At 61.6% G+C, this 25,254-nt stretch carries 24 protein-coding genes and 1 tRNA gene; 11 read left to right on the top strand and 14 right to left on the bottom strand.

All coding sequences use genetic code 11. The annotated features are described in order from the left end of the window. Positions 1 to 169: 169 nt before the first annotated feature. The 7 genes from ACFVHU_RS05845 to ACFVHU_RS05815 all read left to right on the top strand — a co-directional run bounded on the left by ACFVHU_RS05845 (position 170) and on the right by ACFVHU_RS05815 (position 7,496). On the top strand, positions 170 to 910 hold the full coding sequence (locus ACFVHU_RS05845; protein WP_388023038.1) for a sugar phosphate isomerase/epimerase family protein: 741 nt from the start codon (positions 170 to 172) through the stop codon (positions 908 to 910). A 5-nt stretch (positions 911 to 915) separates the two neighbouring features. Continuing rightward, a complete protein-coding gene (locus ACFVHU_RS05840; protein ID WP_105661941.1) occupies positions 916 to 2,028 on the top strand; it encodes a Gfo/Idh/MocA family protein in 1,113 nt (370 codons plus the stop codon). 46 nt (positions 2,029 to 2,074) lie between these two features. Next, a complete protein-coding gene (locus tag ACFVHU_RS05835) occupies positions 2,075 to 3,427 on the top strand; it encodes an ABC transporter substrate-binding protein (RefSeq protein WP_133833997.1) in 1,353 nt (450 codons plus the stop codon). A gap of 95 nt (positions 3,428 to 3,522) precedes the next feature. Beyond that, positions 3,523 to 4,515, top strand: a complete 993-nt coding sequence (locus ACFVHU_RS05830) for a carbohydrate ABC transporter permease (RefSeq protein WP_388023033.1) — start codon at positions 3,523 to 3,525, stop codon at positions 4,513 to 4,515. Next, complete coding sequence (locus ACFVHU_RS05825; RefSeq protein WP_105656351.1) at positions 4,508 to 5,347, top strand: carbohydrate ABC transporter permease; 840 nt, start codon at positions 4,508 to 4,510, stop codon at positions 5,345 to 5,347. The genes ACFVHU_RS05830 and ACFVHU_RS05825 overlap by 8 nt, the downstream gene beginning before the upstream one ends. Positions 5,348 to 5,365: 18 nt before the next feature. Next, positions 5,366 to 6,472 (top strand): Gfo/Idh/MocA family protein, encoded by a 1,107-nt coding sequence (locus tag ACFVHU_RS05820; protein WP_388023029.1) that lies wholly within the window; start codon positions 5,366 to 5,368, stop codon positions 6,470 to 6,472. A 13-nt stretch (positions 6,473 to 6,485) separates the two neighbouring features. After that, positions 6,486 to 7,496: a sugar phosphate isomerase/epimerase family protein gene (locus ACFVHU_RS05815; protein WP_388023026.1), complete on the top strand. Its 1,011-nt coding sequence runs from the start codon at positions 6,486 to 6,488 to the stop codon at positions 7,494 to 7,496. Between the two features lie 7 nt (positions 7,497 to 7,503). On the opposite strand, the gene ACFVHU_RS05810 is transcribed toward ACFVHU_RS05815, so the two are convergent. From ACFVHU_RS05810 to cobA, 4 genes are all read right to left on the bottom strand, one after another. Then, positions 7,504 to 8,277 carry an IclR family transcriptional regulator gene (locus ACFVHU_RS05810; RefSeq protein WP_105661938.1) on the bottom strand — a complete coding sequence of 258 codons (774 nt, stop codon included), beginning with the start codon at positions 8,275 to 8,277 and terminating at the stop codon, positions 7,504 to 7,506. A gap of 201 nt (positions 8,278 to 8,478) precedes the next feature. Beyond that, positions 8,479 to 9,387 (bottom strand): carbohydrate kinase, encoded by a 909-nt coding sequence (locus ACFVHU_RS05805; RefSeq protein ID WP_105656354.1) that lies wholly within the window; start codon positions 9,385 to 9,387, stop codon positions 8,479 to 8,481. 46 nt (positions 9,388 to 9,433) lie between these two features. Continuing rightward, a complete protein-coding gene (locus ACFVHU_RS05800; protein ID WP_105661937.1) occupies positions 9,434 to 10,534 on the bottom strand; it encodes a uroporphyrinogen-III synthase in 1,101 nt (366 codons plus the stop codon). Continuing rightward, positions 10,534 to 11,553, bottom strand: coding sequence for a uroporphyrinogen-III C-methyltransferase (gene cobA / locus ACFVHU_RS05795; RefSeq protein ID WP_388023022.1), 1,020 nt, complete (start codon positions 11,551 to 11,553; stop codon positions 10,534 to 10,536). The genes ACFVHU_RS05800 and cobA overlap by 1 nt, the downstream gene beginning before the upstream one ends. Positions 11,554 to 11,843: 290 nt before the next feature. Here cobA and ACFVHU_RS05790 point away from each other — a divergent pair, with 290 nt between their 5' ends. Next, the gene (locus ACFVHU_RS05790) at positions 11,844 to 12,518 is read left to right on the top strand and encodes an alpha-ketoglutarate-dependent dioxygenase AlkB (RefSeq protein WP_332487612.1); all 675 of its coding nucleotides are present in this window, start codon (positions 11,844 to 11,846) and stop codon (positions 12,516 to 12,518) included. On the opposite strand, the gene ACFVHU_RS05785 is transcribed toward ACFVHU_RS05790, so the two are convergent. Continuing rightward, positions 12,515 to 13,393 carry an endonuclease/exonuclease/phosphatase family protein gene (locus tag ACFVHU_RS05785; RefSeq protein ID WP_388023018.1) on the bottom strand — a complete coding sequence of 293 codons (879 nt, stop codon included), beginning with the start codon at positions 13,391 to 13,393 and terminating at the stop codon, positions 12,515 to 12,517. The genes ACFVHU_RS05790 and ACFVHU_RS05785 overlap by 4 nt on opposite strands. A gap of 208 nt (positions 13,394 to 13,601) precedes the next feature. Between ACFVHU_RS05785 and ACFVHU_RS05780 the strand changes: the two genes are divergently transcribed. Further along, entirely contained in the window at positions 13,602 to 14,828 is a 1,227-nt protein-coding gene (locus ACFVHU_RS05780; RefSeq protein ID WP_105656358.1) for an MFS transporter, read from the top strand. Between the two features lie 9 nt (positions 14,829 to 14,837). Here the strand turns inward: ACFVHU_RS05780 and ACFVHU_RS05775 are convergent, their stop codons facing one another. Then, positions 14,838 to 15,263, bottom strand: coding sequence for a VOC family protein (locus tag ACFVHU_RS05775; protein WP_133833990.1), 426 nt, complete (start codon positions 15,261 to 15,263; stop codon positions 14,838 to 14,840). Between the two features lie 191 nt (positions 15,264 to 15,454). Between ACFVHU_RS05775 and ACFVHU_RS05770 the strand changes: the two genes are divergently transcribed. Both ACFVHU_RS05770 and ACFVHU_RS05765 read left to right on the top strand, forming a co-directional pair. After that, positions 15,455 to 15,530 (top strand) — tRNA-Ala (locus tag ACFVHU_RS05770). Positions 15,531 to 15,664: 134 nt separating this feature from the next. Then, positions 15,665 to 16,237: a dihydrofolate reductase family protein gene (locus ACFVHU_RS05765; RefSeq protein WP_388023014.1), complete on the top strand. Its 573-nt coding sequence runs from the start codon at positions 15,665 to 15,667 to the stop codon at positions 16,235 to 16,237. A 14-nt stretch (positions 16,238 to 16,251) separates the two neighbouring features. Here ACFVHU_RS05765 and ACFVHU_RS05760 read toward each other — a convergent pair whose 3' ends face one another. From ACFVHU_RS05760 to ACFVHU_RS05725, 8 genes are all read right to left on the bottom strand, one after another. Further along, a complete protein-coding gene (locus tag ACFVHU_RS05760; protein WP_388023011.1) occupies positions 16,252 to 16,839 on the bottom strand; it encodes an NADPH-dependent FMN reductase in 588 nt (195 codons plus the stop codon). 138 nt (positions 16,840 to 16,977) lie between these two features. Then, positions 16,978 to 17,313, bottom strand: a complete 336-nt coding sequence (locus tag ACFVHU_RS05755) for a cupin domain-containing protein (RefSeq protein WP_388023008.1) — start codon at positions 17,311 to 17,313, stop codon at positions 16,978 to 16,980. A 2-nt stretch (positions 17,314 to 17,315) separates the two neighbouring features. Continuing rightward, positions 17,316 to 18,089 (bottom strand): IclR family transcriptional regulator, encoded by a 774-nt coding sequence (locus tag ACFVHU_RS05750; protein WP_388023006.1) that lies wholly within the window; start codon positions 18,087 to 18,089, stop codon positions 17,316 to 17,318. Between the two features lie 31 nt (positions 18,090 to 18,120). After that, complete coding sequence (locus tag ACFVHU_RS05745; protein ID WP_388023787.1) at positions 18,121 to 19,407, bottom strand: MFS transporter; 1,287 nt, start codon at positions 19,405 to 19,407, stop codon at positions 18,121 to 18,123. A gap of 258 nt (positions 19,408 to 19,665) precedes the next feature. Beyond that, the gene (locus ACFVHU_RS05740; protein ID WP_388023003.1) at positions 19,666 to 20,919 is read right to left on the bottom strand and encodes an aminopeptidase P family protein; all 1,254 of its coding nucleotides are present in this window, start codon (positions 20,917 to 20,919) and stop codon (positions 19,666 to 19,668) included. 295 nt (positions 20,920 to 21,214) lie between these two features. Then, complete coding sequence (locus ACFVHU_RS05735) at positions 21,215 to 22,840, bottom strand: BCCT family transporter (RefSeq protein ID WP_388023001.1); 1,626 nt, start codon at positions 22,838 to 22,840, stop codon at positions 21,215 to 21,217. Between the two features lie 121 nt (positions 22,841 to 22,961). Beyond that, positions 22,962 to 23,756 (bottom strand): creatininase, encoded by a 795-nt coding sequence (locus tag ACFVHU_RS05730; RefSeq protein ID WP_388022998.1) that lies wholly within the window; start codon positions 23,754 to 23,756, stop codon positions 22,962 to 22,964. Positions 23,757 to 24,136: 380 nt separating this feature from the next. Continuing rightward, positions 24,137 to 25,254: HNH endonuclease (locus ACFVHU_RS05725; protein WP_388022995.1), on the bottom strand; the 1,118-nt coding region annotated here is incomplete at its 5' end.

Raw genomic sequence — 25,254 nt, 5'->3', positions numbered from 1 at the left:
GGATTGGCCATGAACCCAGTAAAACACAGCAATGGACGCGAAGCCGAAACACTTTATGGGAATGTCGACATACTTCTATTGACTATCGACAAAAGTAAAACTAGTCTCAAGGTGTGATGCAAGTCATGAGCATCTGGATCGCACCCACCACTTCTTTCAGGAGACGCCTTTGCCTGCCCACGACCTATCAATCCAGCTGTACACGCTGCGCGAGCACATCGCAGAGAACCTGGCCGCGACGCTCGAACGCGTAGCTGGCATCGGCTACACGCAAGTCGAGCCGTACAACTTCGTGGCCCGCGCTGACGAGTATGCCCAGGCGCTGGCCGAGAACGAACTCAGCGCGCCAACGGCGCACGCACCGCTGCTCTCCTCGGACTACGACGAGGTCTTCGCCGCGGCCGGCAAACTCGGCATCAGCACCGTCATCGATCCGTTCATCCCGGCGGAGCAGTGGCAGGATGCCGAGTCCATCGGTGCCATCGCGCAGAAGCTCAACGCCGCCTCCCGGCGCGGGGCCGAATACGGCATCAGGGTCGGCTACCACAACCACGACTGGGAGATCTCCAGCAAGATCAATTCCAAGACGGCCCTGGAATACCTGGCTAGCCTGCTGGACCCGGAAGTCGTCCTGGAAGTGGACACCTACTGGGTTGCCGTGGGCGGCGCCGATGTGCTCCAGCTGCTTGAAGCGCTGGCTCCCCGCGTCGTGGCCCTGCACATCAAGGACGGGCCGAAGTCCAAGAACCACAAGGAACAGGTGCCGGTGGGCAGCGGATCCATGCCGATCGACCAGATCGTCGACGCCACCAGCGGCATGCTGCATGTGGTGGAACTCGATGACTTCGCAGGCGATATCTTCCAGGCCGTGTCCGAAAGCCGCGCCTACCTCGTAGCAGAAAAGAACTAGGGACTATGGAATTTCAGAATCAGCCCATGGGCGTGGGCATTGTCGGAGCCGGCACCATCAGCGACCAGTACCTGGAGAACCTCACCGCATTCCCGGACCTCGCCGTGCGGTTCATCGCCGACCTGGATACCGAGCGCGCAGCAAGCCAAGCGCGCAAATGGTCCGTGGAAGCCTCGGGAACCTACGCTGAATTGCTGGCCCGCGAAGACATCCAGATCGTCGTGAACCTGACGATCCCGGCAGTTCATGTCGAGGTAGCCCTGCAGGCGGTGGCCGCCGGCAAGCACGTCTGGGGCGAGAAGCCCTACGCGCTGGACCGCGAATCCGGACGGCAGCTGGTCGAAGCCGCCAAGGCAGCAGGAGTCCGCGTCGCCGTGGCCCCGGATACCATCCTGGGTGCGGGCCTGCAGACCGGCCTGCGGCAGATTGAAGCAGGCGCCATCGGCACCCCGCTTTCGGGCCTGGCCATCTTCCAGGGCCCCGGCCCGGAATCCTGGCACCACAGCCCGGAATTCCTCTTCGCCCACGGCGCGGGACCGCTCTTCGACCTCGGGCCCTACTACCTGACCACCCTGGTGCGGGTCTTCGGCCCGGTAGCCAAGGTTGCCGCCCTGGGTTCGCAGGCCCGCGCGCAGCGGGTCATCGGTGCAGGCCCCAAGGCCGGAACCAGCTTCCCGGTCGAGGTCCCAACCCACGTCGGAGCGCTGCTCTCCTTCGAGTCCGGGGCCAGTGCGCAGTGCATCTTCAGCTTCGACTCCAAGCTCAAGCGTGCAGGGTTCGTGGAGATCTCCGGAACGGAAGGCACCGCGCAGTTGCCGGATCCGAACGAATTCACCGGAGACACCATCCTGCACCTGGAGGACCAGGAGCCGAGCGTTGTCACCGCCGAAGGTTCCACCTACGGGCGCGGCACCGGCGTTGCCGAACTCGCCCAAGCCATCCGCGAGGGACGCAAGGAACGCGTGCCCGGCGAACTGGCGTTCCACGTCCTGGACATCATGGTCTGCGCCGCGGAAGCAATGGAATCGGGAGCATTCATCGACGTGGCCTCGACGGTCGAGCCCATCGCGCTGCTGGACCCAGCCTGGGATCCTTCGGCTCCCGGCATCCTTGCCTGAAGCACCACCCCTTGACAGCATCACCCGCACCTGAAAAGGAATAAACATGTCTGCACCACATTTCAAGAGCAAGCTGGGGCGCTTCACGGCGATTACCTCCATCGCAGCGTTGTCGCTCAGCGGCCTGGCCGCCTGTTCCGGCTCGGCTTCCGGCTCCGGCTCGGAAGAAGCCGGCGGGACCATCACCTACTGGGCTTCGAACCAGGGCAGCTCGGTCACCCAGGACGAGGAGATCCTGGGCGAATCCATCAAGCGGTTCACCGAGGAAACCGGCATCGAGGTCGAGCTGGAAGTCGTCCCCTGGGCCGACCTGTACAACCGCATCCTCACCGCCGTCTCCAGCGGCGAAGGGCCGGACGTGCTGAACATCGGCAACACCTGGGCCACCACCTTGCAGGCCAGCGGCGCCTTCGTCCCCTTTGAAGGCGAGGCGCTGGAGGCCATAGGCGGAGCCGAGAAGTTCGTGCCGGCAGCCCTGGCCACCGGCGGCGCCGAGGGCCAGGCCCCAACCTCGCTGCCGTTGTATTCCATGGCCTACGGCCTGTACTACAACACCAAGATGTTCGAGGAAGCCGGCATCAAGCAGGCTCCGAAGACCTGGGATGAATTCTTGGCCACCGCCAAGAAGCTGACCAAGGATACCGACGACGACGGCAAGGTCGACCAGTACGGCTTCACCTTGGCCGGACAGCGTACCGCCAATAATGCCCACTCCGCATTCATCCTGGGCATGCAGAACGGCGGCGAGCTGTACACCACGGACGGCAAGCCGGACTTCACCAATGATGGCGTCGTCAGCGGCGTCAACGACTGGATCCAGCTGATGGGCGAGGACGGCGTGGTCTCCAAGTCCAACGCCGAGATCAATGACGGTTCGGTGCTGCCAGGGGAAATCATGGACGGCAACGCCGCCATGTTCTTCGACCAGGCCCCGGGCAAGTCCTTCAATGCCGCTGACTTCGAGGACTACGCCATGGCGCCCATCCCGCTGAAGAACGCCGATGCCACCGGGCTGGAAGCCACCCAGTCGCTGGTTGCCGGCATCAACGTGAGCGTCTTCGAGAACTCGGATAACAAGGATGCCGCCCTTGAATTCGTGAACCACCTGCTCAGCGTCGATGAGCAGAAGAAGCTGAACGCCAAGTACACCTCGCTGCCATCGGTCACCGAAGCTTTCGACGACCCGGCCTTCGACACCCCCGAGCAGCAGGCCAAGAAGGAGATCCTGGCCAATAACGCTGCCCCGATGCCGCTGTTCCCCACCGAAGGGCAGATGGAATCCCTCGTAGGCGAGGCCATCGCCAAGCAATTCGCCAGGATTGCCCAGGGCGAAAAAATCACCGAGGCCGATGTCCGCAAGGCATTGGAAGACGCGCAGAAGCAGATGCCGGCTAGCTAGCGGCCCGACACGTTGCACTGGCCGCGGGAGCGGACCTCCTTGCGCCCCCGCGGCCAGTTGCAGCACCCAAATTCGTTTTCATGAAAGGAGACCGAATGTCGGCGCCAGCCCAGACACCGCCTCGAATCAGCGAACCGCTCAAGCCCCGCGACGCTTCAAGGGCGATCAAGCGCAGTTCAATCAAGCGCGACCGGTTCTTCCCCTATGCGCTCTCAGCGCCCGCAGCATTCCTGGAACTGCTGATCCACATCATCCCGATGCTGCTCGGCGTATGGATCGCCTTCCTCTCGCTGACCCAGTTCTCCATTGCCAACTGGGTCAAGGCCCCGTTCGTGGGACTGCAGAACTTCAACACCGCGCTGGACCCCAACGGTCCGATCGGTTCCCAATTCTTCGACGCCCTCGGGCGCACCTTCCTGTTCACCTTCCTGGTAGTGGCAATCGCCTGGAGCCTTGGCATCTTCGCCGCGGTCTTGCTGGCATCCAAATTCCGCAGCAACGGATTCTTCCGCACCCTGTTCCTGGTGCCCTACGCACTGCCAAGCTACGTCACCACCATCGCCTGGGCGTTCATGTTCAACCAGCGCGATGGCATGGTCAACCGCTTCCTGGTCGAAGACCTCGGGATCCTGGAGGAAGGGCCGTTCTGGCTATTGGGCGGGAATTCCTTCTTTGTCATGGTGGTTGTCGCCGTCTGGCAATTCTGGCCTTTCGCTTTCCTGATGCTGCTGGCCGCCCTGCAATCCATCCCGAACGAAGTCTATGAAGCCGCTTCCCTGGATGGAGCCAGCCTGTGGAAGCAGTTCACCAGGATCACCCTGCCAATGATCAAGCACGCCAACGTGGTGCTGCTTTTGATGCTGGGACTGTGGGTGTTCAACCAGTTCGACATCCCCTACCTGCTCTTCGGCCCGGTGTCCCCGGAAGAAGCAACCCTGATTTCCCCGTTGATCTACCAGCAGTCCTTCAACAACTGGAACTTCGGCGTGGGTGGCGCCTTGAGCGTCGTCCTGCTGATTGCCCTGCTGATCGTCTCAGCGTTCTACATCCGACTTGTCATGCCGAAGGGAAAGAGCATCGATGATTGAGACCCGCGGCTTCCGCATCCTGCGAGTTTTCGGACTAGCCTTCATCACCCTGATCATCGTGCTGCCGCTCTACGTGGTGCTCACGACCTCCATCAAGCCCCTCAAGGATGTGCGCGGCGCCTTCGAGTGGATTCCCTCGGAAATCACGCTGGCCCCGTACCTGGATATCTGGACCACGGTGCCGCTGGGCAAGTACTTCGCCAACTCGTTGATCGTGACCATCAGCGCCACCATCCTCTCGGTTTCCATCGCGATCCTGGCCGCCTATGCGCTCTCGCGCTTCGACTTCCGCGGGGCACGGTCCTTCCGGCTGATCGTGCTCTCCACCCAGATGTTCCCCGGCATCCTGTTCCTGCTGCCGCTCTTCTTGATCTTCACCCAGCTGGAGCGTGCCGTGGGACTGCAGCTGAACGGAACCTACCTGGGGCTGATCGTCACCTACATGACGTTCTCCCTGCCATTCTCCATCTGGATGCTCACCGGCTTCTTTGCCGCCATGCCCAAGGAACTGGAAGAGGCGGCCATGGTCGATGGACTTGGCCGGCTCGGCGCACTGCTCAAGGTGGTCTTGCCGGTAGCACGCCCGGGGATCATCGCGGTGTCGGTCTACTGTTTCATCACTTCCTGGAGCGAAGTGCTCTTCGCCAGTGTGCTCACCAATTCGGACACCAGGACGCTGTCCATCGGCTTGCAGGCCTACGCTTCGCAGACCGATGTGTACTGGAACCAGATGATGGCCGCCTCGGTGGTGGTATCGATTCCGGTGCTGGTCGGTTTCCTCTTCGCGCAACGGCACCTGGTCGCAGGCTTGTCCTCCGGCGCGGTCAAGTAAGAAAAGACAAGGAATTACATGTCCCAGTTGAACAGCCAGCAGGCTGCACCGGCCATGCAGGAACTGAAGGTCGGCGTCATCGGCGGCGGCTTCATGGCCCGGACCCACGCCGATGCGATCCGCCGGGCAGGCGCCCAGCTCATCGGGGTGCGGTCCAACGGCGAGCAATCCACCCGCCAAGCGTCAGCCGCCCTGGGCGTGCCCGGTTTCGGCAGCGTCGAAGCGCTGCTCGCCCAATGCGACGCCGTGCATGTCACCTCGCCCAATGCGTTGCATGCCGAGCAGGCAGCCTCCGCACTGGCAGCTGGCCTGTCCGTTGTTTGCGAGAAGCCGCTGGCGACCAGCGCCCGGGAAGCCGGCGAGCTGGCCTTGCTGGCATCGCGTTCCCGGGCCGTGGCTTCGGTGCCGTTCGTCTACCGCTACCACCCCATGGTGCGGCAGGCCCGGGCCCACGTGCAGGAAGGGAAACTTGGCCGGCTGCTGACCGTGCGTGGCCAGTACCTGCAAGACTGGATGCATACGATCAGCGACAGCAACTGGCGGGTAGAACCAGCCAAAGGCGGGCCTTCGCGGGCCTTCGCGGACATCGGTTCGCATCTGGTGGATCTGCTGGAATTCATTGCGGGAGAGCGGATCGTTCGGCTGAACGCGACCACCTCCATTGCCCATAAGCAGCGGGGCGCCGTGGACGTCGATACCGAGGATGCTGCCGCCTTGATTGTGCAGATGGCTTCGGGAGCCATCGGCACGCTGATGGTGTCACAGGTCAACGCAGGCCGGAAGAACGCCTTGACCATCGAGATGTCCGGAGACCGGTCGGCGTTGGAATTCAAGCAGGAAAAGCCGGAAGAACTGTGGATCGGCAAACCCGACATGTCCTCGATCCTGTCCCGCCAGGCCGCTGATCTCAGTCCCGACGCCGCACGCTTGTCGGTGGTACCCGCAGGACACCCGATGGGCTACCTTGATGCTTTCGCCGCTTTCGTGGCCGACACCTACGCGGCGATCCGTGGCGAAGCACCCGATGGGCTTCCAACTTTTGCCGATGGCGCCCGCGCCTGCCGTTTGACCGATGCCGTTCTGGAATCGGCTGATTCCGGGGACTGGATCGACACCGATGACTAGAGGAGAAACCACCATGAACGCGACGCATCCAGTGACGCTTTTCACCGGCCAGTGGGCTGATATGCCCTTCGAAGAAGTCGCCCGGCTGGCTTCCGAATGGGGTTATGACGGATTGGAAATCGCAGCCAGCGGTGACCACCTGGACCTCAAGCGTGCCGACGAGGATCCGGCCTACCTCCAGTCGCGGCTGGAAATCCTGGACAAGTACGGGCTGAAAGCCTGGGCGATCTCCAACCACCTGGGCGGCCAAGCAGTCTGCGATGATCCCATCGACTTCCGCCACCAGGCCATCCTGCGCGACTATGTCTGGGGCGATGGAGATGGGGAAGGCGTCCGCCGGCGGGCCGCCGAGGACATGAAGCGCTCGGCCCGCGTCGCCCGCAAGCTCGGTGCCGATGTAGTGGTTGGCTTTACCGGCTCGAAGATCTGGCAGTACGTCGCCATGTTCCCGCCGGTTCCGGGCGAGGTCATCGATGCAGGCTACGAGGACTTCGCGGATCGCTGGAATCCGATCATGGACGAATTCGATGAGCAGGGAGTGAAGTTCGCCCTGGAGGTGCACCCATCCGAGATCGCCTACGATCACTGGACTACCGTGCGCACCATGGAAGCAATCGGCCACCGCGAAGCGTTCGGGCTGAACTGGGATCCCAGCCATATGTTCTGGCAGGGCATCGACCCGGTCGCATTCATCACCGACTTCGCCGACCGCATCTACCACGTGGATTGCAAGGACACCCGGATGCATCATCCCAACGGGCGCAATGGCATCCTGGGTTCCCATCTCCCATGGGGCGATCCCCGCCGGCGCTGGGACTTCGTCTCCACCGGCCACGGCGACATCAACTGGGAAGATGCCTTCCGCGCACTGGAGTTCCACGGGTACAAGGGCCCCATCTCCATTGAATGGGAAGACGCGGGAATGGACCGCTTGCACGGTGCGAAGGAAGCTGTGGGCTACATCCGCAGCCTCCTGTTCAAGCGCCCCGAAGCGTCCTTCGACGCGGCATTCTCGAACCAGTAGCACCTGGCTAGGAAGGACGCTTGCCCTGCACCCGCGAGGTAATCACCGAAGCGGTGGCGCGGATCTGCAGCAGGAGAGTCTCCCACTGCTCTTCGGGGACACGATCGGCCAGGAAGGTGACAGCAACGGCGGCCACCGGCCAATCGCTGGAATCCCGGATTTCTACCGCGAGCGAGTGGAAATCCGGGGTGACATCCCCGCGCTCTACGGCATAGCCGCGCTGCGTGCTCTGGTCCAGCTCGCGGCGCAACTGCGAGTAGCTGGAGATCGATGACTCGGCCACTCGCTCCGTGAAGCTGGCAGCACCGGGGTAGAGCGCACGCACCTGGGATTTGGGCAGCGCGGCGAGAATTGCCCTGCCGGATGCGGTCAGGTGCGAAGGCAGGCGAACACCCACGTCGGTGACCAAGGATGGCCGGCCCTTGGCGCGTTCTTCGACAATGTAGAGAACATCGGAACCATGCAGCACGGCCAGGTGGGCGCTTTCCCCGACCTTGTCGACCAGCTGGGCAATCAGCGGGGCACCCAGCCGTGCCAGCGGTTCCTGGCGGGTATAGGCGCTGGAAAGCTCAAAAGCGGAGACACCCAGACCATAGGATTTGTCCTCTGGATAGTGGGTGATGAATCCGTGCTCCAGCATCACGTTCAGCAGCTGGTAGACACTGGATCGAGGAAGCTCCAGCAACGTGGCGATCATTGCCGCCGGAGTCGGGGTCTTCCTGCTGGCCAGCAACCTGAGGATCCGCAAGGTGTTATCGGCCGCTGGAACCTTGCTGCCCATGGGGCCTCCTCAATGAATCGTGCATAGTGCTCTGCAAGGAACTCTAGCAACCTGGTCAGCGGTTTCCTTCGATAGTCCAGGCTGCTGGGCTGGCTGCCGGCGGATAATGCTAGTCACCCACAACGAATGAAATAAATAGTCGCTGGGATCAGCGCCATTCCAGGCGGAGATCCCAGCGACTATCGGCCAGAAATGAAAGGTCTAGCGCGTCGTGGAACTGAGGAAATGATTCAGCTCGTCAAGGGTTGGAGGATTCGCCCCGGCGCGCGACACGGTGATTCCCGCGCACACCGAAGCGATCTGCATGACCTTCTCCAGCTCGACGCTGTCCAGCTGCGTGCCATCGCGAAGGGACTTGGCCAGCGAGCTGTCCAAGATGGCGTGGAGCAGCCCGGCCATGAACGCATCACCGGCGCCGACCGTATCTACGGTACGCACCGAAATCGAGGGAACCATGACCTCGCTTTGCCTGGTCCGGGCCTCGGCTCCGCGTGCGCCGAAGGTGATGATCGCTAGCGATGCCCCGCGCTCCAAGAAGTGCTCCAGGATGCGATTGGTGTCCCATCCCGGATAGAGCCACAGGGCGTCTTCGTCACTGAGCTTGACGATATCCGCCAGCCCGGCCAGCTTCTCGATCTGCTTGACCGATTCTGCCCGGTCCTCGACCAGCTCCGGACGCAGGTTCGGATCGAAGCTCAGGATCTGGCCCGGTGGGGAAGCCTCGAAAGCCTCATGGATTCGAGCGGCACTCGGACCCTGGAATGCTGCAACGGATCCTGAATGGAACAAGGTGGCTTGGGTCGAAGCCATGCTCTGCAATTTGCAGTTCAGCTGGAACTCGTAGTTGGCATCTCCGGACTCGTCCAGCACGACGGTGGCGCTGGAAGTCTGCGCATCGGTGTGTGATCCGGCTGCGAGCTGAACGCCTGAGGCCGCCACATGTTCGGCGATCAGCCGACCATGCTCGTCATCGCCGATGTCCGTCTGGAGCAGGACTTCGTGGCCCAATCGGCCCAGTCCAACAGCAACATTCATCGGGGAACCGCCGGGATGCGCCACACCATCGACGATATCGACTAGGGCTTCACCGGCAACCTGAATATTAACCATGACATCGATCCTACGTAACCCGGAGGGAAAAAGCCCATCGGGGAGATCATACGTTCAGCCTGTACCCACGTTTGATGACCGTGGCGATGATTTCCGGTTGCGGCAACGCCTTGCGCAGCCGGCTCAATGTCATATCCAAGGCATGCTTGGAACTGGCTTCCGGAAGTGCGGCCCCCAGCTCGTCGCGGGAGAGGACGCTGCCGCCCGCCTCGATCAGCGCGCGCACCAATTCGGCCTGCCCGGGAGTCAATTCGCAGTTTTCGTCCTGGACTGAGAGGGTGCGACCGCGCAGCTGCACCTGGCCGTGGACTGTTTGCGCCTGCAACGTGCCCAGCGAGGCTAGATGCTCCACGAGCTGGCCGATCATCGCACCCATGCGATGGCGCTCGGGAACCAGCGGGCAGATGCCCGCCTCGATCAGCGGGGCAGCAGTCACCGGTCCAACGGTGGCCACTGCGACGCGCTCGGCCAGTGAGCGCAGCAGTGCGGGCAAGCGATTGCGCGCCTTGGCAGCGGCGAACAGCGCGTGCACGCTTGGCGCGCTGGTGAAGGTCACCGCGTCGAAGTGGGCGGCGCACAGGCCCTCCACCAAAGCAGAAATCCCGCTATCGCTGCTGGTGTCCTGCCAGCGGTAGGGCTCCACCTTCAGCACCCGGCGAGCGCCCAGCTCGCGCAGGCTCTGGGGCATTCCATGGTCGGAATCGGCATGAAGCTGCAAGGCGACGGTGGCGCCCTGGAGCTTGCCCTCCAGCAGTTCCAGCATGGAGGCGCTGCGCCCGTCCTTGGCCACGGCGGCCGGTTCCAGGCCCAGCGCCTTGACGGCGCCATGGGCTTTGGCCCCGCGGACGTAGAGCTGCGCCTGCCCGAGCGCTGCCAGCAGCTCGTCGCCAATGCCGGCAGCCTCGGAGGTATCAACCCAGCGGCGCAGTCCGTAGGCGGTTGTAATGACGGCTACCTGCGGACGGACCTCAATCAGCTTTTGCGTTTGCGCGATCAGTTGCTGCTCATCGTCCAGCGGGGCGAGCTGGAGCAGCGGAGTATGGGTCACCTCGGCGCCGCGGCGTTCGAAGGCCTCGATGAGTTCTGCGGAACGGCGGTCGCTGGTGACGGCCAGCCGGAAGCCGGCCAAGGGTTTGGGGCTGCTCATCAGGCCACTTCCAATTGCGCTGCCAGCGTGGCCGGCTCTTCTTGCGCTGCCGCGTTCACCAGGGTGGCCGGCAGCCCAGCGACTTCACCTATGACAATGACTGCAGGGTTGGAATGGCCGCGGGCTGTTTCGGCGAGACGGGCTAGCCGGGTGCAGCTGGTGCGCTGGATGTCGGTGGTGCCGGATTCGACGATGGCGCATGGCATTTGCGGGTCCATGCCGACCCGGTGCAACCCGGCGACGGTCTGCTCGATGGTGCCCATGCCCATCAGGATCACGATGCTTCCGCCCAGCTTGGCCAGATGGTCAAGCTGCGCATCGCTGAGTGGGTCGTGGGCCGATACCACGGTGAACATGGTGTTCACCCCGCGGGCGGTGACCGGGATGCCGGCTGCTGCCGGCACGGTGATGCACGAGCTCAGTCCCGGGATGACGCTGATCGGGATGCCCGCAGCGGTAGCGGCCGCGATTTCTTCGAAGCCGCGGCCGAAGACGAAGGGATCTCCGCCCTTGAGCCGGACTACGGCAGCGCCACCGCGGGCCGCTTCGATCATCAGGGCTTCGATATCCCGTTGGGTGAGCTTGTGGTGTCCGGGAAGCTTGCCGACGTCCACGATTTGAGCTTGCGGTGCGAGAGCGGGCAGGTGCGCTGCGGGACCGAGCCTGTCGGCGAAGACGACTTCTGCTTCGGCCAGGGCCCGCACGCCGCGCAGGGTCAGCAGGTCCAATGCGCCGGGGCCGCCACCGAGCAGGGTGATGGATCCGGCCCGGGTCGCTGGTCCAAGGTGCATGACGGGAATGCGCGCGGCCTGCACCACCGAGGCGAAGCGCAGCGGTTCGGCATCGCAGATCACCAGCAGGCCGGCTTGTTCCAGCAACTGTATTGCCTGGAAGGGCCCGTCGGCGGTGAGCACCGTGGCGCCCTCCACCCGGAAGCGCAGCGCAGTATTTTTGCTCCCGGATTTACTTCCAGCGATCAGCACAGTGCATCCGCGCAGTTCGAGGTCGATGCCAATCATGGTTTCCTTGATTCTGCTCGAGTTTCTAGGGGTGACATGGGATTCTCCTTGAACTAGTGGATGCACCCAGCTTAGGCGCCCAGGTTTTCCCGGAGGTATCGCAAATGTTTCAAGCGCAATAATTCGAGTAAAGGTTAACCTTTTCGAAATGTTCGCGAGGGTAAGACGAAACACAAAGTCTCTAATGTAAATATTGTTGCGAGGCACCGGCCTGGCTGATCCTGCAAAGTTCAGTGAGCGAATACGCGGGAGACTTGCCGAGTTCTGCCTGCAACGGGCACGCTGGGAACATGGAATCCCTGTTCGACGACAGTGCACTGCCCCGTAGCGGGGGAGCCTTGCGCCCAGGAGCCTGGCACTTGCCGGGGTGGCTGGACGCGCCCGCGCAGCAGTGGATCGTCCGGCGCTTCTTCGAATGGGGCAGCGGGCCTGTTCCGCCGCACCGCACAGCCGTCAACGGCCATCCGATGAGCGTGCAGAGCTTGTGCCTGGGATGGCATTGGAGCCCGAACCGCTACTCCAAGACCGCTGACGACCTGGACGGGCAATCAGTGGCGCCCATGGAAGACTGGCTGGTCCGCTTGGGCAAGCAAGCGGTCGCAGAAGCTACTGGTGACCTGCAGCGCGCGCAGGACTACCAGCCCGATGCGGCTATCGTGAACTACTACGACGAGCAGGCCGCCATGGGCATGCACCAGGATGCGCAAGAACGCATCAACGCCCCAGTGGTTTCGCTGTCCATCGGCGATTCGGCAACATTCCGCCTGGGCAATACCGAGAACCGCAACCGGCCATGGCAAGAGATCCGGCTGGCTTCGGGGGACCTGTTCGTCTTCGACGGCCCCTCACGCTTCGCCTATCACGGGGTGAGCAAGATCCATGCCGGGACCGCGCCTGCAGGCCTGGGCCTTGGCGGCGGACGCATTAACATCACGCTGCGCCAGACCGGGCTGGAAGCGAACTAGTTCCCCAGATCGATCGTGGCAGCGAGCGCGTAATGATCGGAATCGGCGATTTCCAGCCGCTCCAGGCCTGCTGATTCGACGCCGCGCAGCATCACATGATCGATGCCGAGCATCGGGAACAGGGACCGCGGCCAGGTCAGGGCCAAGCCCCAGTCGCTGTAGTGGGCTTCCTCCAGCTGGTTAGCGACCGGCGCGAAGTGGCGGTCGGAGCTGGTGGCGTTGAAGTCTCCGGCGGCAACGATCTTCGCAGAATCGTCATCGGCGAGGTAGCCGGCCAAGGAAGCAAGCATCATGTCCCGCTCGTGATGGCCGGTAGGCCTGGCCGACGCCGCATGCACAGCGTACAGGCGGACATCCCCTTTTTCGCTGGCCACGTCCACCCGCAACGCGCGGTCCCAACCCAGCCCCAGATCCAGGGGCTCTGGATTCTTCAGCGGATAGGCGCTCCACACGCCTACGGTGCTGACCATGTAGCTGTAAGGATGGGATTGGGCGAGCTCGGCGGTGATTTCCGGCTCTTGGCCTTCACCGATTTCCTGCAGGGTGATGACCTGCGCGCCGTTGGCTGCCAATTCGCGGGCGGCTTGCACGCCCGCAGACTCGTGGACGTTTTGCGTGGCAACCAGCAGGGAAGCTTCTGGTGCGCGCCGGTCCGAAGGCAGGAACGCCGGCCCGAAGAGCACAGCCCAAACAACGACCGGTACGAGCAGGCCGATGAAGCTGATGCGTCCGCGCACCACCAAGGCCATCAGCAAGAGCACTGGAATTCCGAGGCCCATCCACGGGGCCAGGTTATCGACGATCAATCCGAGACCCAGGACATCGGGGATCTGCTGGTGGAACACCATTAGCCCGGCCAGCGCGAGACAGAGCATGACAAAGAAGAACCTCGCGATTATTCGCGAGGCCGACAGGCGATGGTGCGATGAATGAGGCATAGGACTTAATACAGTGGCACAAAATACTGTGGGATTCGTAATTTTCCGCTCGGGGATTGCCACTGTCGCCCGATGCAGTCACTACGATGGATAAGAGCGCCGAGGGAGCCGCTTCCCAAGACCCTGCCATGAATTGAGAAATTGAATGACTGCCTATGTATCTGGCGGAAAACTACTGCTGGCAATTGTTGCCTTGGCCATGGGCGGCGTCGGCATCGGTGTCACTGAGTTTGCCATGATGGGCTTGCTCCAGGAAGGTGCCGCTGATCTGGAAGTGGGCTATGCGCAGATGGGCCTGATGATCAGCGCCTACGCAATCGGCGTGGTGGTGGGCGCCCCGGTGCTCACTGCGCTGGCTGCCAAGATCCCGCGCAAGCGTGCGGTGCAGCTGCTGATTCTCTTCTTCACGCTCGCCAACCTCTCCTCATTCTTCGCTCCGGACTACAACACCATGCTGGTGACCCGCTTCCTTGCAGGCCTGCCGCATGGGGCCTACTTCGGACTGGCCGGTGTGCTTGCCGGCAGCCTGGTTCCGGCCACGATGCGCGGACGCGCCATTGCCTGGGTGATGCTCGGGCTCTCGGTGGCCAACGTTGCCGGTGTCCCGTTGGTGACCCGGCTCGGCCAGGAATACGGCTGGCGTTCGATGTTCCTGGTCGTCACTGCGATCGGCGTGTTGACCGCTGTGCTGATTAGCTTGTTCGTCCCATGGCGCAAGACCGATGCCGGGGCGAGCATCCGCCGCGAGCTGACCGCCTTGAAGAGTGCCCAGGTGTGGCTGGCGATGCTCACCGGCATTGTCGGCTTCGGCGGATTCTTCGCGGTGTACTCCTACATTTCGCCCACGCTGACCGAAGAAGCAGGACTGCCAATTGAGCTGGTGCCGTTGGCTTTGGCGCTCTATGGCGTAGGCATGGTCGTTGGTTCGCTGGCCGGTGGCAGGCTTGCCGACTGGTCGATCTTCGGCGCGATCAAGCTTTCTTCCGTTTTCATGATCGCCACCATGCTGATTTTCGCGGCCGTGACCAGCTGGGTGGTTCCGACGATGATCATGGTCTTCGTGATGGGCGCGGTGGGTTCCCTGCTGATCCCTGCGTTGCAGACGCTGCTGATGGATTCGGCCCCGCATGCGCAGTCGCTGGCTGCTTCGCTGAACCACTCCGCGCTGAATGTTGCCAACGCGCTGGGCGCCGCCCTGGGTGCCGCGGTGATTGCCGCCGGTTACGGATTCCGCGCCCCATCTGTGGTCGGCGCTGGACTGGCCGCTTTGGGCCTGCTGATCGCGTGGATAACCCAGATCCGCGCGAAGAAGGTGGGCCTGCTCGTAGGCCGCGAAGCTTTGGAAGCCCGCGAGCAGGCGCGCACCCACTAGCTGCTTCGGCTAGCTTGCCACCGCGGTGATGTTGAACATCCAGACCACACCGAACTTGTCGCGCAGCTCGCCGAAGGAGTCGCCCCACGGGGCCCGCTCCAATGGCATGTTGATCTGGCCGCCTTCGCCCAACCCTTCCCACCACCGGGTCAGGGTCTCCGCGTCGGCTCCGGCCGTCCCGTCGCTGCTGAGCGCGATCACGCCATTGCCCCGCACGTCCATTTCGGGCGGGGTGTCCGAGGCCATGAAGTGCAGGCCGCGTTCAACGAATAGCGAGGAGTGCATAATCTGGTCGGCAACGGCCGGATTGTTGTCATTCATGCCTTCTTGGAAGGTCATCATGGAAAGCTCGCCACCGAGTACCTGGTGGTAGAACTCCATTGCTTCCTTGGCGTCTCCGGCGAAACGCAGGTATGGGGTCAGTCCGATGGTCATGGGATTGCGCCTTTCGAAGGAGTGGGTGGGGCCGGCAGGTCCCGACCCATATTCTTCCACTTGGGGAGCACCGTGTGAATAGCAGAGTGTGACCAGCGTCTCGAATGGCCGATTTGGCGTTTTCGGCAGTGCTCCGGTAGAGTTTTATCTCGGTTCAGCGGTTGTTCAAACCGCGGAAAACCACCTCATTTGGGGGTATGGCGCAGTTGGTAGCGCGTCTGCATGGCATGCAGAAGGTCAGGGGTTCGAATCCCCTTACCTCCACCAAATGGAAACAAGCCGGGAAACATCAGAAATGATGTTTCCCGGCTTTTTCGCATTCTCCCAAGTTCCCAACAGGCCATGCTGTAGGGTTGGCTCAATTTCCCAAACGATCCCGTCTTCGAACCAAGGGAGAATCAATGAGAGAACTAACCTACTTCGTTGCAGTGAGCTTGGACGGGTACATTGCCGGTCCTAACGGTGAATTCGATGCTTTCGCGGTGGCTGGTGACCATGCGGCGCCCATCTGGGACCGCTACCGCGGCACCGCGCCGACCCAGCTGGCAGAGTCGGCTGGACTGCCTATCGAGGGGTGCCCTTTCGATACGGTGCTGATGGGCTGGAATACCTACGCTGTCGGCTTGCCAGCACTGCCCAGCCCTTACTCGCATCTGAGGCAGATGGTTTTCACGCGCGAGCACTCTGCACCTCCAGGAAGCCAAGAGGTGCAGTTCACCAGCGCGGATCCGCGAGAGGTCATCGGGGAACTCAAATCCCAACCGGGTGACGGCATCTGGCTGTGCGGCGGAGGGCAATTGGCCGCCAGACTCCGGCCGGACATCGACAGGTTGGCCCTGAAAGTGCAGCCGGTGATGTTCGGGTCGGGTATCAGGCTCTTCGGGGACATCGGGTATGCCCCGAATCGCTGGAAGCTGGAGAACATGCAGTCTTTTGCCTCCGGAGTCTGCCTTGCCGAATACTCGCGCGGCTAGCACCCGGTTTGCGGCTACATCCCTTCATCTCCGATGTGGCCGGCGGCCGTCGAATCGAGCACGCGCTCAACGAACGCAGCGTACTCGCCCATGTAGTGGGCCAAGAACTTCTCGGTGTCCGGGTTGCTGATGCTTCCGTCCTCGCCGAAGTCTTCGGGACGGTACTGCAGGTAGACCTCGGGGGAGTTCAGCTGCGGGGCATCCAGGAAGCTGAGGACGCTGCGCATGCTGGACTGCATGACCGCAGTGCCGATGGCTCCGACCGAAGCGCCGAGCAGGCCGGTGGGCTTGCGTGCGAACGAGTTGGTGCCCCAGGGCCGGGAGCCCCAGTCGATGGCGTTCTTCAGCGCACCAGGAATCGAGCGGTTGTACTCCGGGCTGATGAACAGCAACCCGTCCGAGGCCTCAATCGCGGATTTGAGCGCGGTCCCGGCTTCCGGATAGTTCGCATCGTAGTCGGCGCTATACAAGGGCAGATCGCTGATCGGGATTTCCGTGAAACTGAGGTTTTCAGGTGCCAGGGCTATCAGGGCCTTGGACAGGACGCGGTTGATGGAGTTCGTGGCGAGCGAACCAACGAAATAGCCGATGTTGTAATCCATGGCACCACTCCAGCACCGGGACCAGGGGTGGCAAAAGGCCCTCGGGCAAACTCCCAGCTACGCCAGTCCGCCTGGTTGACCGCGCTGGGTAATCTGCTGCGAGCCGAAGGCTGAGAAGTCGGCTTTGCGTGGCGGGACCTAAACCGTGAGCACGCGCAGGCCAGTGCCGCCGGTATTGCGCAGGTCGTGGTCCACTCCGGCATCGGCCAAGATGCTGTCGCCCGGGCCCAGCTCGTAGTCGCGCTCGCCGACCCGCATCAGCGCCTGACCCTCTCGCACTTGGTAGAACTCCTGCGAAGCACGATCGCCCTCGTGGCGATGGAAGCCCTCGAATCCGCCTGGTTCGATCACCCAGGTCTGGATGGCTACTGGCATCCCGGTATGCCCGGCGAAGTGGTGGCTGACTTTCATAGCTGACCCTTCGTGCATACCGTAGTCGAAGGCATGGGCATCGCGCGCTTCAAACGGGTCCATGGCTAACTTGCCGCCTGGTATCCCAGCCTGGTGCTGATTCGCCTTGCTGCGGTGCGGGTGCTGGAGCATAGCTGCTCCAGCTCATCGGCGCCGATGCGGTAGAACGGAGCGGCAGTCATGGCGCAGGCGACAAGTTCACCGCGGTGGTCGAGGATGCCTGCGGCCACTCCGACCTCCTCGGCGGAAGTCTCGCCGTAGTTGACCGCGTAGCCGCGCTCGCGCACAAGATTCAGACGTGCTTGGTATTCGGTGGGGGCTGTGCCTGCAAGATCGATCTCTCCACTGGAGATCAGCTCCGCGCGGCGTACTGGATCCTCATTGGCGAGGAATACCTGCACGGTAGCGCTCAGTCCCGAACGGTAACGCGACCCCATGACCGAAGTGTGCTTGACCAGGTGGGTTGAAGGCAGTTGTTCGACCGAAATCGACTCGTTGCCGTCCCAGATATTCAGTACAGCGGTCTCGCCGGTCGCTTCACGAAGATCTTCCAGAAGAGGGTAAGCCACCTGCCGCACATCCAGGTTCGCAAGCAATGGACCGGCAATGGCAATCAGGCCGACACCCAAGCGGTACTTGCGGGTTTCCTCGTCTCTATCCACAACGCGTTCCTGCTCAAGGGTGGCCAGAATGCGCGAGACGCTGGATTTGTGGAGACCAACCTGATCTGCGATTTCGGTGACGCCGACTAGCGGGCGCTCAACGGTGAAGCAACGGAGCACATCGAGCACGTTGACAATCACCGAGGCGCCTCGGGTTTCGCTGCGAATTTCAGTCATTTCCCCTCCTGAGTTGCTACTATCCTACGGCTCAAACCAATGGTTTGCGGCTGGTTTCGACCGAGCAGGCCACCGCCACCAGCGAAATCACTGCTGCGCCCATCAAGTACCAGCCGGGGGCAAGGACGTTGCCGCTAGTGGCAATCAGTAATGTGGCCACGAATGGCGCGGTTCCGCCAAACAATGCATTTGAGAGGTTGAACGACACTGCGAAGCCGGAATAGCGGACCTTGGTGGGGAACATTTCCGCGAGGTAGCTCGGAAGGGTGCCGTCGTTGAGCGTGAGCATCGCGCCGAGCAGGATCTGGACCAAGACAATGACCAAGAAGTTTCCCGATTCCAAGGCCATGAAGGCAGGAACGGTGAACAGGATGAACAGAATCGATGCGCTGATCAAGATGCGCTTGCGTCCGAAGCGATCCGAAAGCATGCCCGTGATAAAGATGAATCCGACGTAGGTCAGCAGTGCAACTGTCGTTGCCAGGTAGGAACGGGTGGCGTCCAGTCCGAGCTCTTCAGAGAGATAGGTCGGCATGTAGGAAAGGATGACGTAGAACCCGACGGCATTGAGCAGCACTGCGCCCGCAGCCTGAACCAGCTGGCGCCAGTGGTTCTTCAGCAACGACCCGACTGGGGATCCCTCGGGGGCGGAAGACTCGGACGCTTCAAGGAAAGCAGGCGAGTCCTCCAGCTTGGTACGGATGTAGCGGCCAATCAGCCCCATGGGCGCAGCTAGCAAGAACGGTATGCGCCATCCCCAGGACTCCAAATCCCCGGATGACAACAACCCGGTCAGCCCGGCAGCCATCAGAGAGCCGAAGAGCAGGCCGGTGGCGGTGCTGGCCGGAACCACTGCCGCGTACAGGCCGCGCCGGTTGGCTGGGGCGTACTCGACCAGGAAGGCGGAGGCGCCGGCATACTCGCCGGCGGCAGAGAAGCCCTGGACCAGGCGCAGGGCCAGGAGCAGCAGGGGTGCGCCAAAACCGATGAACGCGTAGCCGGGGAGCAGCGCGATGCAGAAGGTGGCACCGGTCATCAGCAGGATCGACCAGGACAGGGCTTCGCGCCGCCCGATCTTGTCGCCCAAATGCCCCCAAATGAACCCTCCGACAGGACGGACCAGGAAGGAGATGGCAAATACCCCGAAGGTCATCAGCAAACCAGCCTGCGGATCATCGCTGGGGAAGAATACGGCGGCGATGGTGACGGCGAAGTAGCCGTAGGCCGCGTAGTCGAGCCATTCCACGAAGTTGCCGATGAAGCTGGCAGCGATCACCTTGCGGCGGGTCTTCGCGTCAATGGTGCGGGGCTGGGACATGCCGGTGGCCGCTGCGGCCGTGGTTCCGGTGGGAGCTTGCAGTGGGGAATTGCTGGAATGGTTCATGGGGTGAAACCGCCTCTGGAGGGCAACGGCTTTGGCCAGTCCTGGCTTTGATGCCGCTGGAATGATGAAGTGTTTCGACAGACCGGTGGGTGGTCTTCGGTTCTAGGCACAGCCCCCTGCTTGCTGCGCCCCAGATGGCTAAAGCAGCCGTGGGGCGGGGCTCGGGCCCCGCCCCACGGTTATCAGTTGTCCCTAGGCATCGATGATGTTGTTTTGTGGGCCGAAGCCGAATTTGGTGATGTTCTCGACGCCGCCGTCCTCGCCGATGACCAGAATGTCGTGCTCGCGGTAGCCGCCGGCACCTGGCTCGCCATCAGCGACGGTGATCATTGGCTCCATCGAAACGACCATGCCCGGCTCCAGAACAGTCTCGATGTCCTCGCGCAGTTCCAGACCAGCTTCGCGGCCATAGTAGTGCGAGAGCACGCCGAAAGAGTGGCCATAGCCGAAGGTGCGGTTCGGGAGCAGTCCGTGGGAGATGTAGATTTCGTTCAGCTCCGCTGCGATGTCCTTGCAGACCGCTCCGGGCTTGATGAGCTCTAGTCCACGCTTGTGGACCTCGACGTTGACGTTCCACAGTTCCAGGCTGCGGGCATCCGGCTCGCCGAGGAACAAGGTGCGCTCCAGAGCGGTGTAGTAGCCGGAGGTCATCGGGAAGCAGTTCAGCGAGAGGATGTCCCCGCGCTCCAGCTTGCGGGTGGTGGCCCAGTTGTGGGCGCCATCGGTGTTGATGCCCGATTGGAACCAGACCCAGGTATCGCGCACTTCGCGGTGCGGGAAGGTCTTGGCAATCTCGTGCACCATCGCTTCGGTACCAATCAAAGCAACTTCGTATTCGCTAATACCTTCGCGGATGGCGGCCTTGATGGCTTCGCCGCCCAGGTCGCCGATGCGCGCACCGTGCTTGATGACTTCGATTTCCTCGGCGGACTTGATCATGCGCTGGCGCATGGCGTCCTGCGAAACATCTACCAGGGCCGCCCCGTCGAAGGTGTCGGCGATCTGCTGGCGGGTGCGGCCCGGCAGGAAGTCGTCTTCCACGCCGATCCGGCTCGCCTTCACTCCATCGCGCTTGAGCGCTTCCTGCAGACCGTAGAAGAAGTTGTCGCGCTTCCAATCGGTGTACACGATGTTGTCGCCGTAGCTGGTGCGCCATGGCATGCCGGCATCGATGTTCGCGGTGACGGTGGTCGAGTTGTCGGCGGTGACCACCAGGGCGTAGTTGCGGCCGAAGGTGGTGTACAGGAAATCCGAGTAGTACTTGATGCCGTGGTAGCTGGTCAGGATGACCGCGTCCAGGGACTTGGCGGCCATGATCTGGCGCAGGCCGGTCAGGCGGCGCTCGAACTCCGCATCCGAGAAAGTCAGTGGCTGCTTGGTGCCGTTGTGCAGGGTCTTCAATCGCGCCAGTTCGGAAACATTGGTGGCGATGTTGGCGGTAGTCATGGTTTTGGCTCCTTGTGGGAAATCAACTGTCAAGGGAGGCCGGCCCAATCAGATGGATTGCGAGGATTCATGGGAATCGCCGGAGAAGAATTACGTGTTGCGCTCACTGCAACGTCGTTGCAACTAGATTATGTGTGCACTGCATCACTGTCAAGGGTGGTTGCGAAATCTTTTTCTGCAGTGCACAAGATCGGAATTGACCTGCATGAATATGAAAACCACGAGGTAATGCAGGAGGCCGCGAAGCTCATCATGGCGAGCATCGCGGCCTTCATGCCAATGCGGGTTCTACTGCTTAATTCTGTGGGTCCTGTCCTGGGTCTTCCTTGAGGATCGCTCCGCCGCCATCGGGGTCGGCTACGAAGACCAGATTCGGGTCGGGGTTGTTGATGTCCTTTTCCAGCTGCTTGATCGCCTTGTCTCGTTTGAGCAGCCTCCGGATCAAATTGATGATCATCAAAATGATCACGAAGGAGAAGGGGAAGGCGCCGATAATGGTGCCAGTTTGGACCGTATCGACCACCGCGGTTCCGCCCATGGTCAGCAGCACGGTGGTCACCGTTGCGACAGACAGCACGAGGACTACACGGAAGACTGGACCGGATTTGCCCGGGGCGGAGACGAATTCACTGAGTGCGTAAATGCCAGAGTCCAAGGATGTCACGTAGTAGGTGGCCACCAGGATGGTGGAAACAACTAGCAAGACCGTGCCAACGACAGGCACGGAGTCAAGCATGACGAACAAGCCGGAGGAAGTGTCCTCGGCGACTGCACTGCTGATGCCACGATTAGTCTGGTCATCGTAGTAGAGGGCTGCGGAGCCGATCACTGCAACCCAAACCATCACGATCAATGAAGGAATTATGGTCACGCCGAGAACGAATTCGCGGATGGTACGGCCACGCGAAATGCGGGCAATGAATCCGGCCACAAATGGGGAGAAGGCAATAACCCAGCACCATATGAAGACCGTCCACCAGCCATTCCAGCTGTCTTGCCATGAATCCAGGGTGGTGGTGGCCAATCCTGAATCGGTCCACAGGCTCATATTGGCAAAGTTCGTGAAGAAGCTGCCAAAGGTCTGGGACAGATTCGAGATGATGTACAGCGATGGGCCGAAAATCAGCACCGCTGCGATCAGCACGATACTGAGGATCGAGTTCAATCCGCTGATGCGTGCCATACCCTTGCTGATGCCGACGATAGCCGAAATTGAGGTGATGCCGGCGAAGATCAGAATGACCATGAACCACATCATTGGGCTGGCGGTTAATCCAGTGAAGGAAGTCAGGCCGGAGGAGAACTGCATGGCTGCGAATCCGAAGGAGGTAGCCAGGCCGAGTACGGTCGCGATAATTGCCAGGAGCTCAACGATGACACCGGCTCCGCGTCGCGACCAGCGGGGCAGGATATCCACGGTAGCCTCGCGAAAAGTCAATGTCTTGCCGAGGTTGTGATGCGAGTAGGCCAAGCACACTGCAACGGCGCAATACATTGCCCAGGCGGTCAAGCCCCAGTGGAAGTAGGTCCAAACAATGGCCCCTTCTTCGCCGCCACCGTTTGGCCCTGCTGGGATCACGGGGTTTTCATCGCGAAGCATAATTGGTTCGGCAACTGACCAGAAGATCAAGCCGATGCCTTGGCCGCAAGCGAACAGCATGGAATACCATGCGAATTTGCTGTGCTGCGGTTTGGCATTCGGGCCACCGAGACGGATCTTGCCTACTCGGCTCATGGAGAGCCAAATGCACACCACCACTGTGAATACTGAATACAAGATGAAGAGCCAGGTGAATTTTCCGGTGACGAAAGTGCGCATTTCGGAAATCGCGGCTGAGGCGGCTTCTGGATTGGACAGGACCCAAATCATCACGGCGATAATCAGTACTGGGGGGATTACGCGAATGAGCAGTCGATCCATGGGAGGTATGTGCCGCCCCATGAAACGTGGTACCTCAACTTGCTTCTTAGTGCCTTCAGGGGTCCGGGGTGCTTTCGCGGACTTTTTCCTGTCTTGGGATGTCGAGCTATCCACAGACATGCTATTTCACCTCGATGCTGATGTTGCCCAGCAGCAGCTCGCCTTTGAGTGCATCGGCAACTTGGTTTGTGACGGTTTCGAATAGCAGCTGGCCGCGATCTGCCGTGGCGCCCTTCGCAGAAGAGAGGCAACCGCTGTCCGGGGTGCGTGACGGATCCTCCGGGAAGATGTCATAGGGCGCGAGCTTAGCGGGCGGGTGGTCGACAACCCGATCCATGTTTACCAGGTGCGGGTGGAGCAGGAGCATCAAGGAAGTTTCGAGGATGCCTCCGTGCTCGATGTCCCAGCCGAGGAAGCCGTCGGGGAAGACCTTGGCCAAGGTTTCCTCATCGACAAAGTCCCAGTAAGACAGCAGGATGGCGCGCGACGCCGCGCCGGCGGCTCGGCACTTGGCTACTGAGTTGTCCAATCCTTCGTAGATGAACTGGTAGTTCTCGAAATGCCCGTTGAGGACGACAACATTATCGAAGCCCTGGGAGATGAAGGATGCAACTACGTCCTCAATCATCAAGCTAAGCGAAGTGCCGCCGAGGCTGGTGGTGCCTTTGCGGTGGTTGCCGCCGCCGGAGCGGGGCTGGGATTTGTACCCGTAGCTCAACGCCGGCGCAACCAAAGCACCTGTGCGTTGCGCGACGGCTTCTGCGATGGAACGCGAGAGCATGGCATCTACGCCCAGTGGCATGTGAGGTCCGTGCTGTTCGGTCGCTCCGGCCGGGATGATAATGGTGGATCCGGTACGCGCTACGTTCTCGGCGTAAGTCTGGGCATCGAGTTCGTCTATGAATACTGAGTGCATGGAATTCTCCTGGACCCGTGGGGCAAGTAATGCCGCAGGCGGGAAAGATTCGGTATCGGAATATGGTTGCAAGAAGCGCAACAGTGTTGCACTGAATCATTTCAGTGGCTCACGTCACAGTCAAGCCTCATGGTGAAAAACTTCGCATGGTGGTCGTGGCGCATCTCGCGGGTTCAGCATCTGCACGATGAGCGGCAAGAAGAGGTGCCAAGCCAGTGCGGTAACGAGGTGCCAGCTTGCGCGGTGCACGAAAATCGAACTGTTGCGTGGCGGATGCATGCCAGGCGGTTTGGATTAGCGCGCCAAGCAGGGGTGGGACGGGGTGATGCGTGGTTGCGTAATAGCGGCGAGCGGTGCAAACGATCGGTTTACCTCGCGGCTCATGGATCCGGTTGGTCGGGTGGGGGCTTCAGCCGTTCCTTGAGTTGCTGTATCCATTTCGAGTCGCGTCTCAATTGCGGGAACGGCTTGTGCGCGTAGCCCGTAGCCGGTGGGGCGGTGGACTTGTAGGACATCGCCGAGCCGGGGCAGATCATGATGGTGTGGCCGTTGCCGTAGGTCGTGTATTCGTACCAGCCGGCGGCTTCCTTGGCCTTGTTGCAACTAGCGCAGCGGCCATCGCCGTTGAAGACGGTGCTCTTGCCTCCGCGGGCGTATTGCTTGACGTGGTCTATTTCCTCCACGATGCCGTCGCAGAACGGGGTGCGGCAGTGCCGGTCGCGGATCGCGATGAACTTCTTGAGCTTTTCCGGGAAGATCCGGGCTTTGGAGTCCATGGCGATCAGGTCCTGGTCGCCGGGTGCGGTGTAGAGGCGGGCGAGTTCGGTGCGCACGTCGAGCTGTTCGATCAGCTCCGTAGTTGGTTTGGCGTCCATTTGGTCGAAGGTCAGGCTGTTGGGGATCTGGTGCCCGCTGATCCATTCGCGTACGCTCTGGGCGGGGATGAAGCCGTAGCCTTCCAGGTAGGCTGGTTCGCGTTCGCCGGCGAACAGGGCCCGGTCGGTCATGACTACTGCGACTTGCAGGGCGATGGGCATTTTGGAGGGTTCGCCGACCATCATGTAGCTGAAGAGCAGGTCGGCGCGGATCTGGGTGCGGGTGCGCGGGTCGCCTTTTTTGCGCAGGGTTTTCGATTCTTCGTCGAGGTAGCGTTTGAGGCACATGCCCTGCAGCAGGGGGTATTCGCCGTGGATGATGATGCGGCCGTGCTGGTCGTCGATTTTCAGGGTGAGGTTGCGTTGCTCTTCGACGGTTTTCTGCTTGATGGAGTCGGGGTCGGAGATGTAGGCCAGGGCGAATTTTCGGACTGTTTCCTTGATTTGGGTGGTGCCCATGGATTCGAACATGTGCGGGTTCTGGGCGTAGAGCTGGTCGAATTCGGTGCGGCGCTGGGGTTTGAGGTCTTGGAGCGGGGTGAGGATGGCTTGGGTTTGGGCTTCGGTGAATTCGCCGCGGGCGCAGGCGGCGGCGAGGTTCGGGGTGTCTTCGAAGAGGATGC

It is taken from the genome of Glutamicibacter sp. NPDC127525 (assembly GCF_042672105.1).
Lineage (GTDB): Bacteria > Actinomycetota > Actinomycetes > Actinomycetales > Micrococcaceae > Glutamicibacter.
This window is presented reverse-complemented; position numbering and strand designations above follow the sequence as displayed.

Coding starts and splice junctions, on each gene's coding strand:
- ACFVHU_RS05745 (WP_388023787.1), bottom strand. CDS start 19,407: ATGTCCCAGCCCCGCACCATTGACGCGAAGACCCGCCGCAAGGTGATC.
- ACFVHU_RS05815 (WP_388023026.1), top strand. CDS start 6,486: ATGAACGCGACGCATCCAGTGACGCTTTTCACCGGCCAGTGGGCTGAT.
- ACFVHU_RS05780 (WP_105656358.1), top strand. CDS start 13,602: ATGACTGCCTATGTATCTGGCGGAAAACTACTGCTGGCAATTGTTGCC.
- ACFVHU_RS05790 (WP_332487612.1), top strand. CDS start 11,844: ATGGAATCCCTGTTCGACGACAGTGCACTGCCCCGTAGCGGGGGAGCC.
- ACFVHU_RS05830 (WP_388023033.1), top strand. CDS start 3,523: ATGTCGGCGCCAGCCCAGACACCGCCTCGAATCAGCGAACCGCTCAAG.
- ACFVHU_RS05810 (WP_105661938.1), bottom strand. CDS start 8,277: ATGGGCAGCAAGGTTCCAGCGGCCGATAACACCTTGCGGATCCTCAGG.
- cobA (WP_388023022.1), bottom strand. CDS start 11,553: ATGATTGGCATCGACCTCGAACTGCGCGGATGCACTGTGCTGATCGCT.
- ACFVHU_RS05785 (WP_388023018.1), bottom strand. CDS start 13,393: ATGCTCTGTCTCGCGCTGGCCGGGCTAATGGTGTTCCACCAGCAGATC.
- ACFVHU_RS05760 (WP_388023011.1), bottom strand. CDS start 16,839: ATGGATTACAACATCGGCTATTTCGTTGGTTCGCTCGCCACGAACTCC.
- ACFVHU_RS05820 (WP_388023029.1), top strand. CDS start 5,366: ATGTCCCAGTTGAACAGCCAGCAGGCTGCACCGGCCATGCAGGAACTG.
- ACFVHU_RS05730 (WP_388022998.1), bottom strand. CDS start 23,756: ATGCACTCAGTATTCATAGACGAACTCGATGCCCAGACTTACGCCGAG.
- ACFVHU_RS05755 (WP_388023008.1), bottom strand. CDS start 17,313: ATGGACCCGTTTGAAGCGCGCGATGCCCATGCCTTCGACTACGGTATG.
- ACFVHU_RS05775 (WP_133833990.1), bottom strand. CDS start 15,263: ATGACCATCGGACTGACCCCATACCTGCGTTTCGCCGGAGACGCCAAG.
- ACFVHU_RS05800 (WP_105661937.1), bottom strand. CDS start 10,534: ATGAGCAGCCCCAAACCCTTGGCCGGCTTCCGGCTGGCCGTCACCAGC.
- ACFVHU_RS05735 (WP_388023001.1), bottom strand. CDS start 22,840: ATGGATCGACTGCTCATTCGCGTAATCCCCCCAGTACTGATTATCGCC.
- ACFVHU_RS05835 (WP_133833997.1), top strand. CDS start 2,075: ATGTCTGCACCACATTTCAAGAGCAAGCTGGGGCGCTTCACGGCGATT.
- ACFVHU_RS05765 (WP_388023014.1), top strand. CDS start 15,665: ATGAGAGAACTAACCTACTTCGTTGCAGTGAGCTTGGACGGGTACATT.
- ACFVHU_RS05740 (WP_388023003.1), bottom strand. CDS start 20,919: ATGACTACCGCCAACATCGCCACCAATGTTTCCGAACTGGCGCGATTG.
- ACFVHU_RS05840 (WP_105661941.1), top strand. CDS start 916: ATGGAATTTCAGAATCAGCCCATGGGCGTGGGCATTGTCGGAGCCGGC.
- ACFVHU_RS05805 (WP_105656354.1), bottom strand. CDS start 9,387: ATGGTTAATATTCAGGTTGCCGGTGAAGCCCTAGTCGATATCGTCGAT.
- ACFVHU_RS05825 (WP_105656351.1), top strand. CDS start 4,508: ATGATTGAGACCCGCGGCTTCCGCATCCTGCGAGTTTTCGGACTAGCC.
- ACFVHU_RS05750 (WP_388023006.1), bottom strand. CDS start 18,089: ATGACTGAAATTCGCAGCGAAACCCGAGGCGCCTCGGTGATTGTCAAC.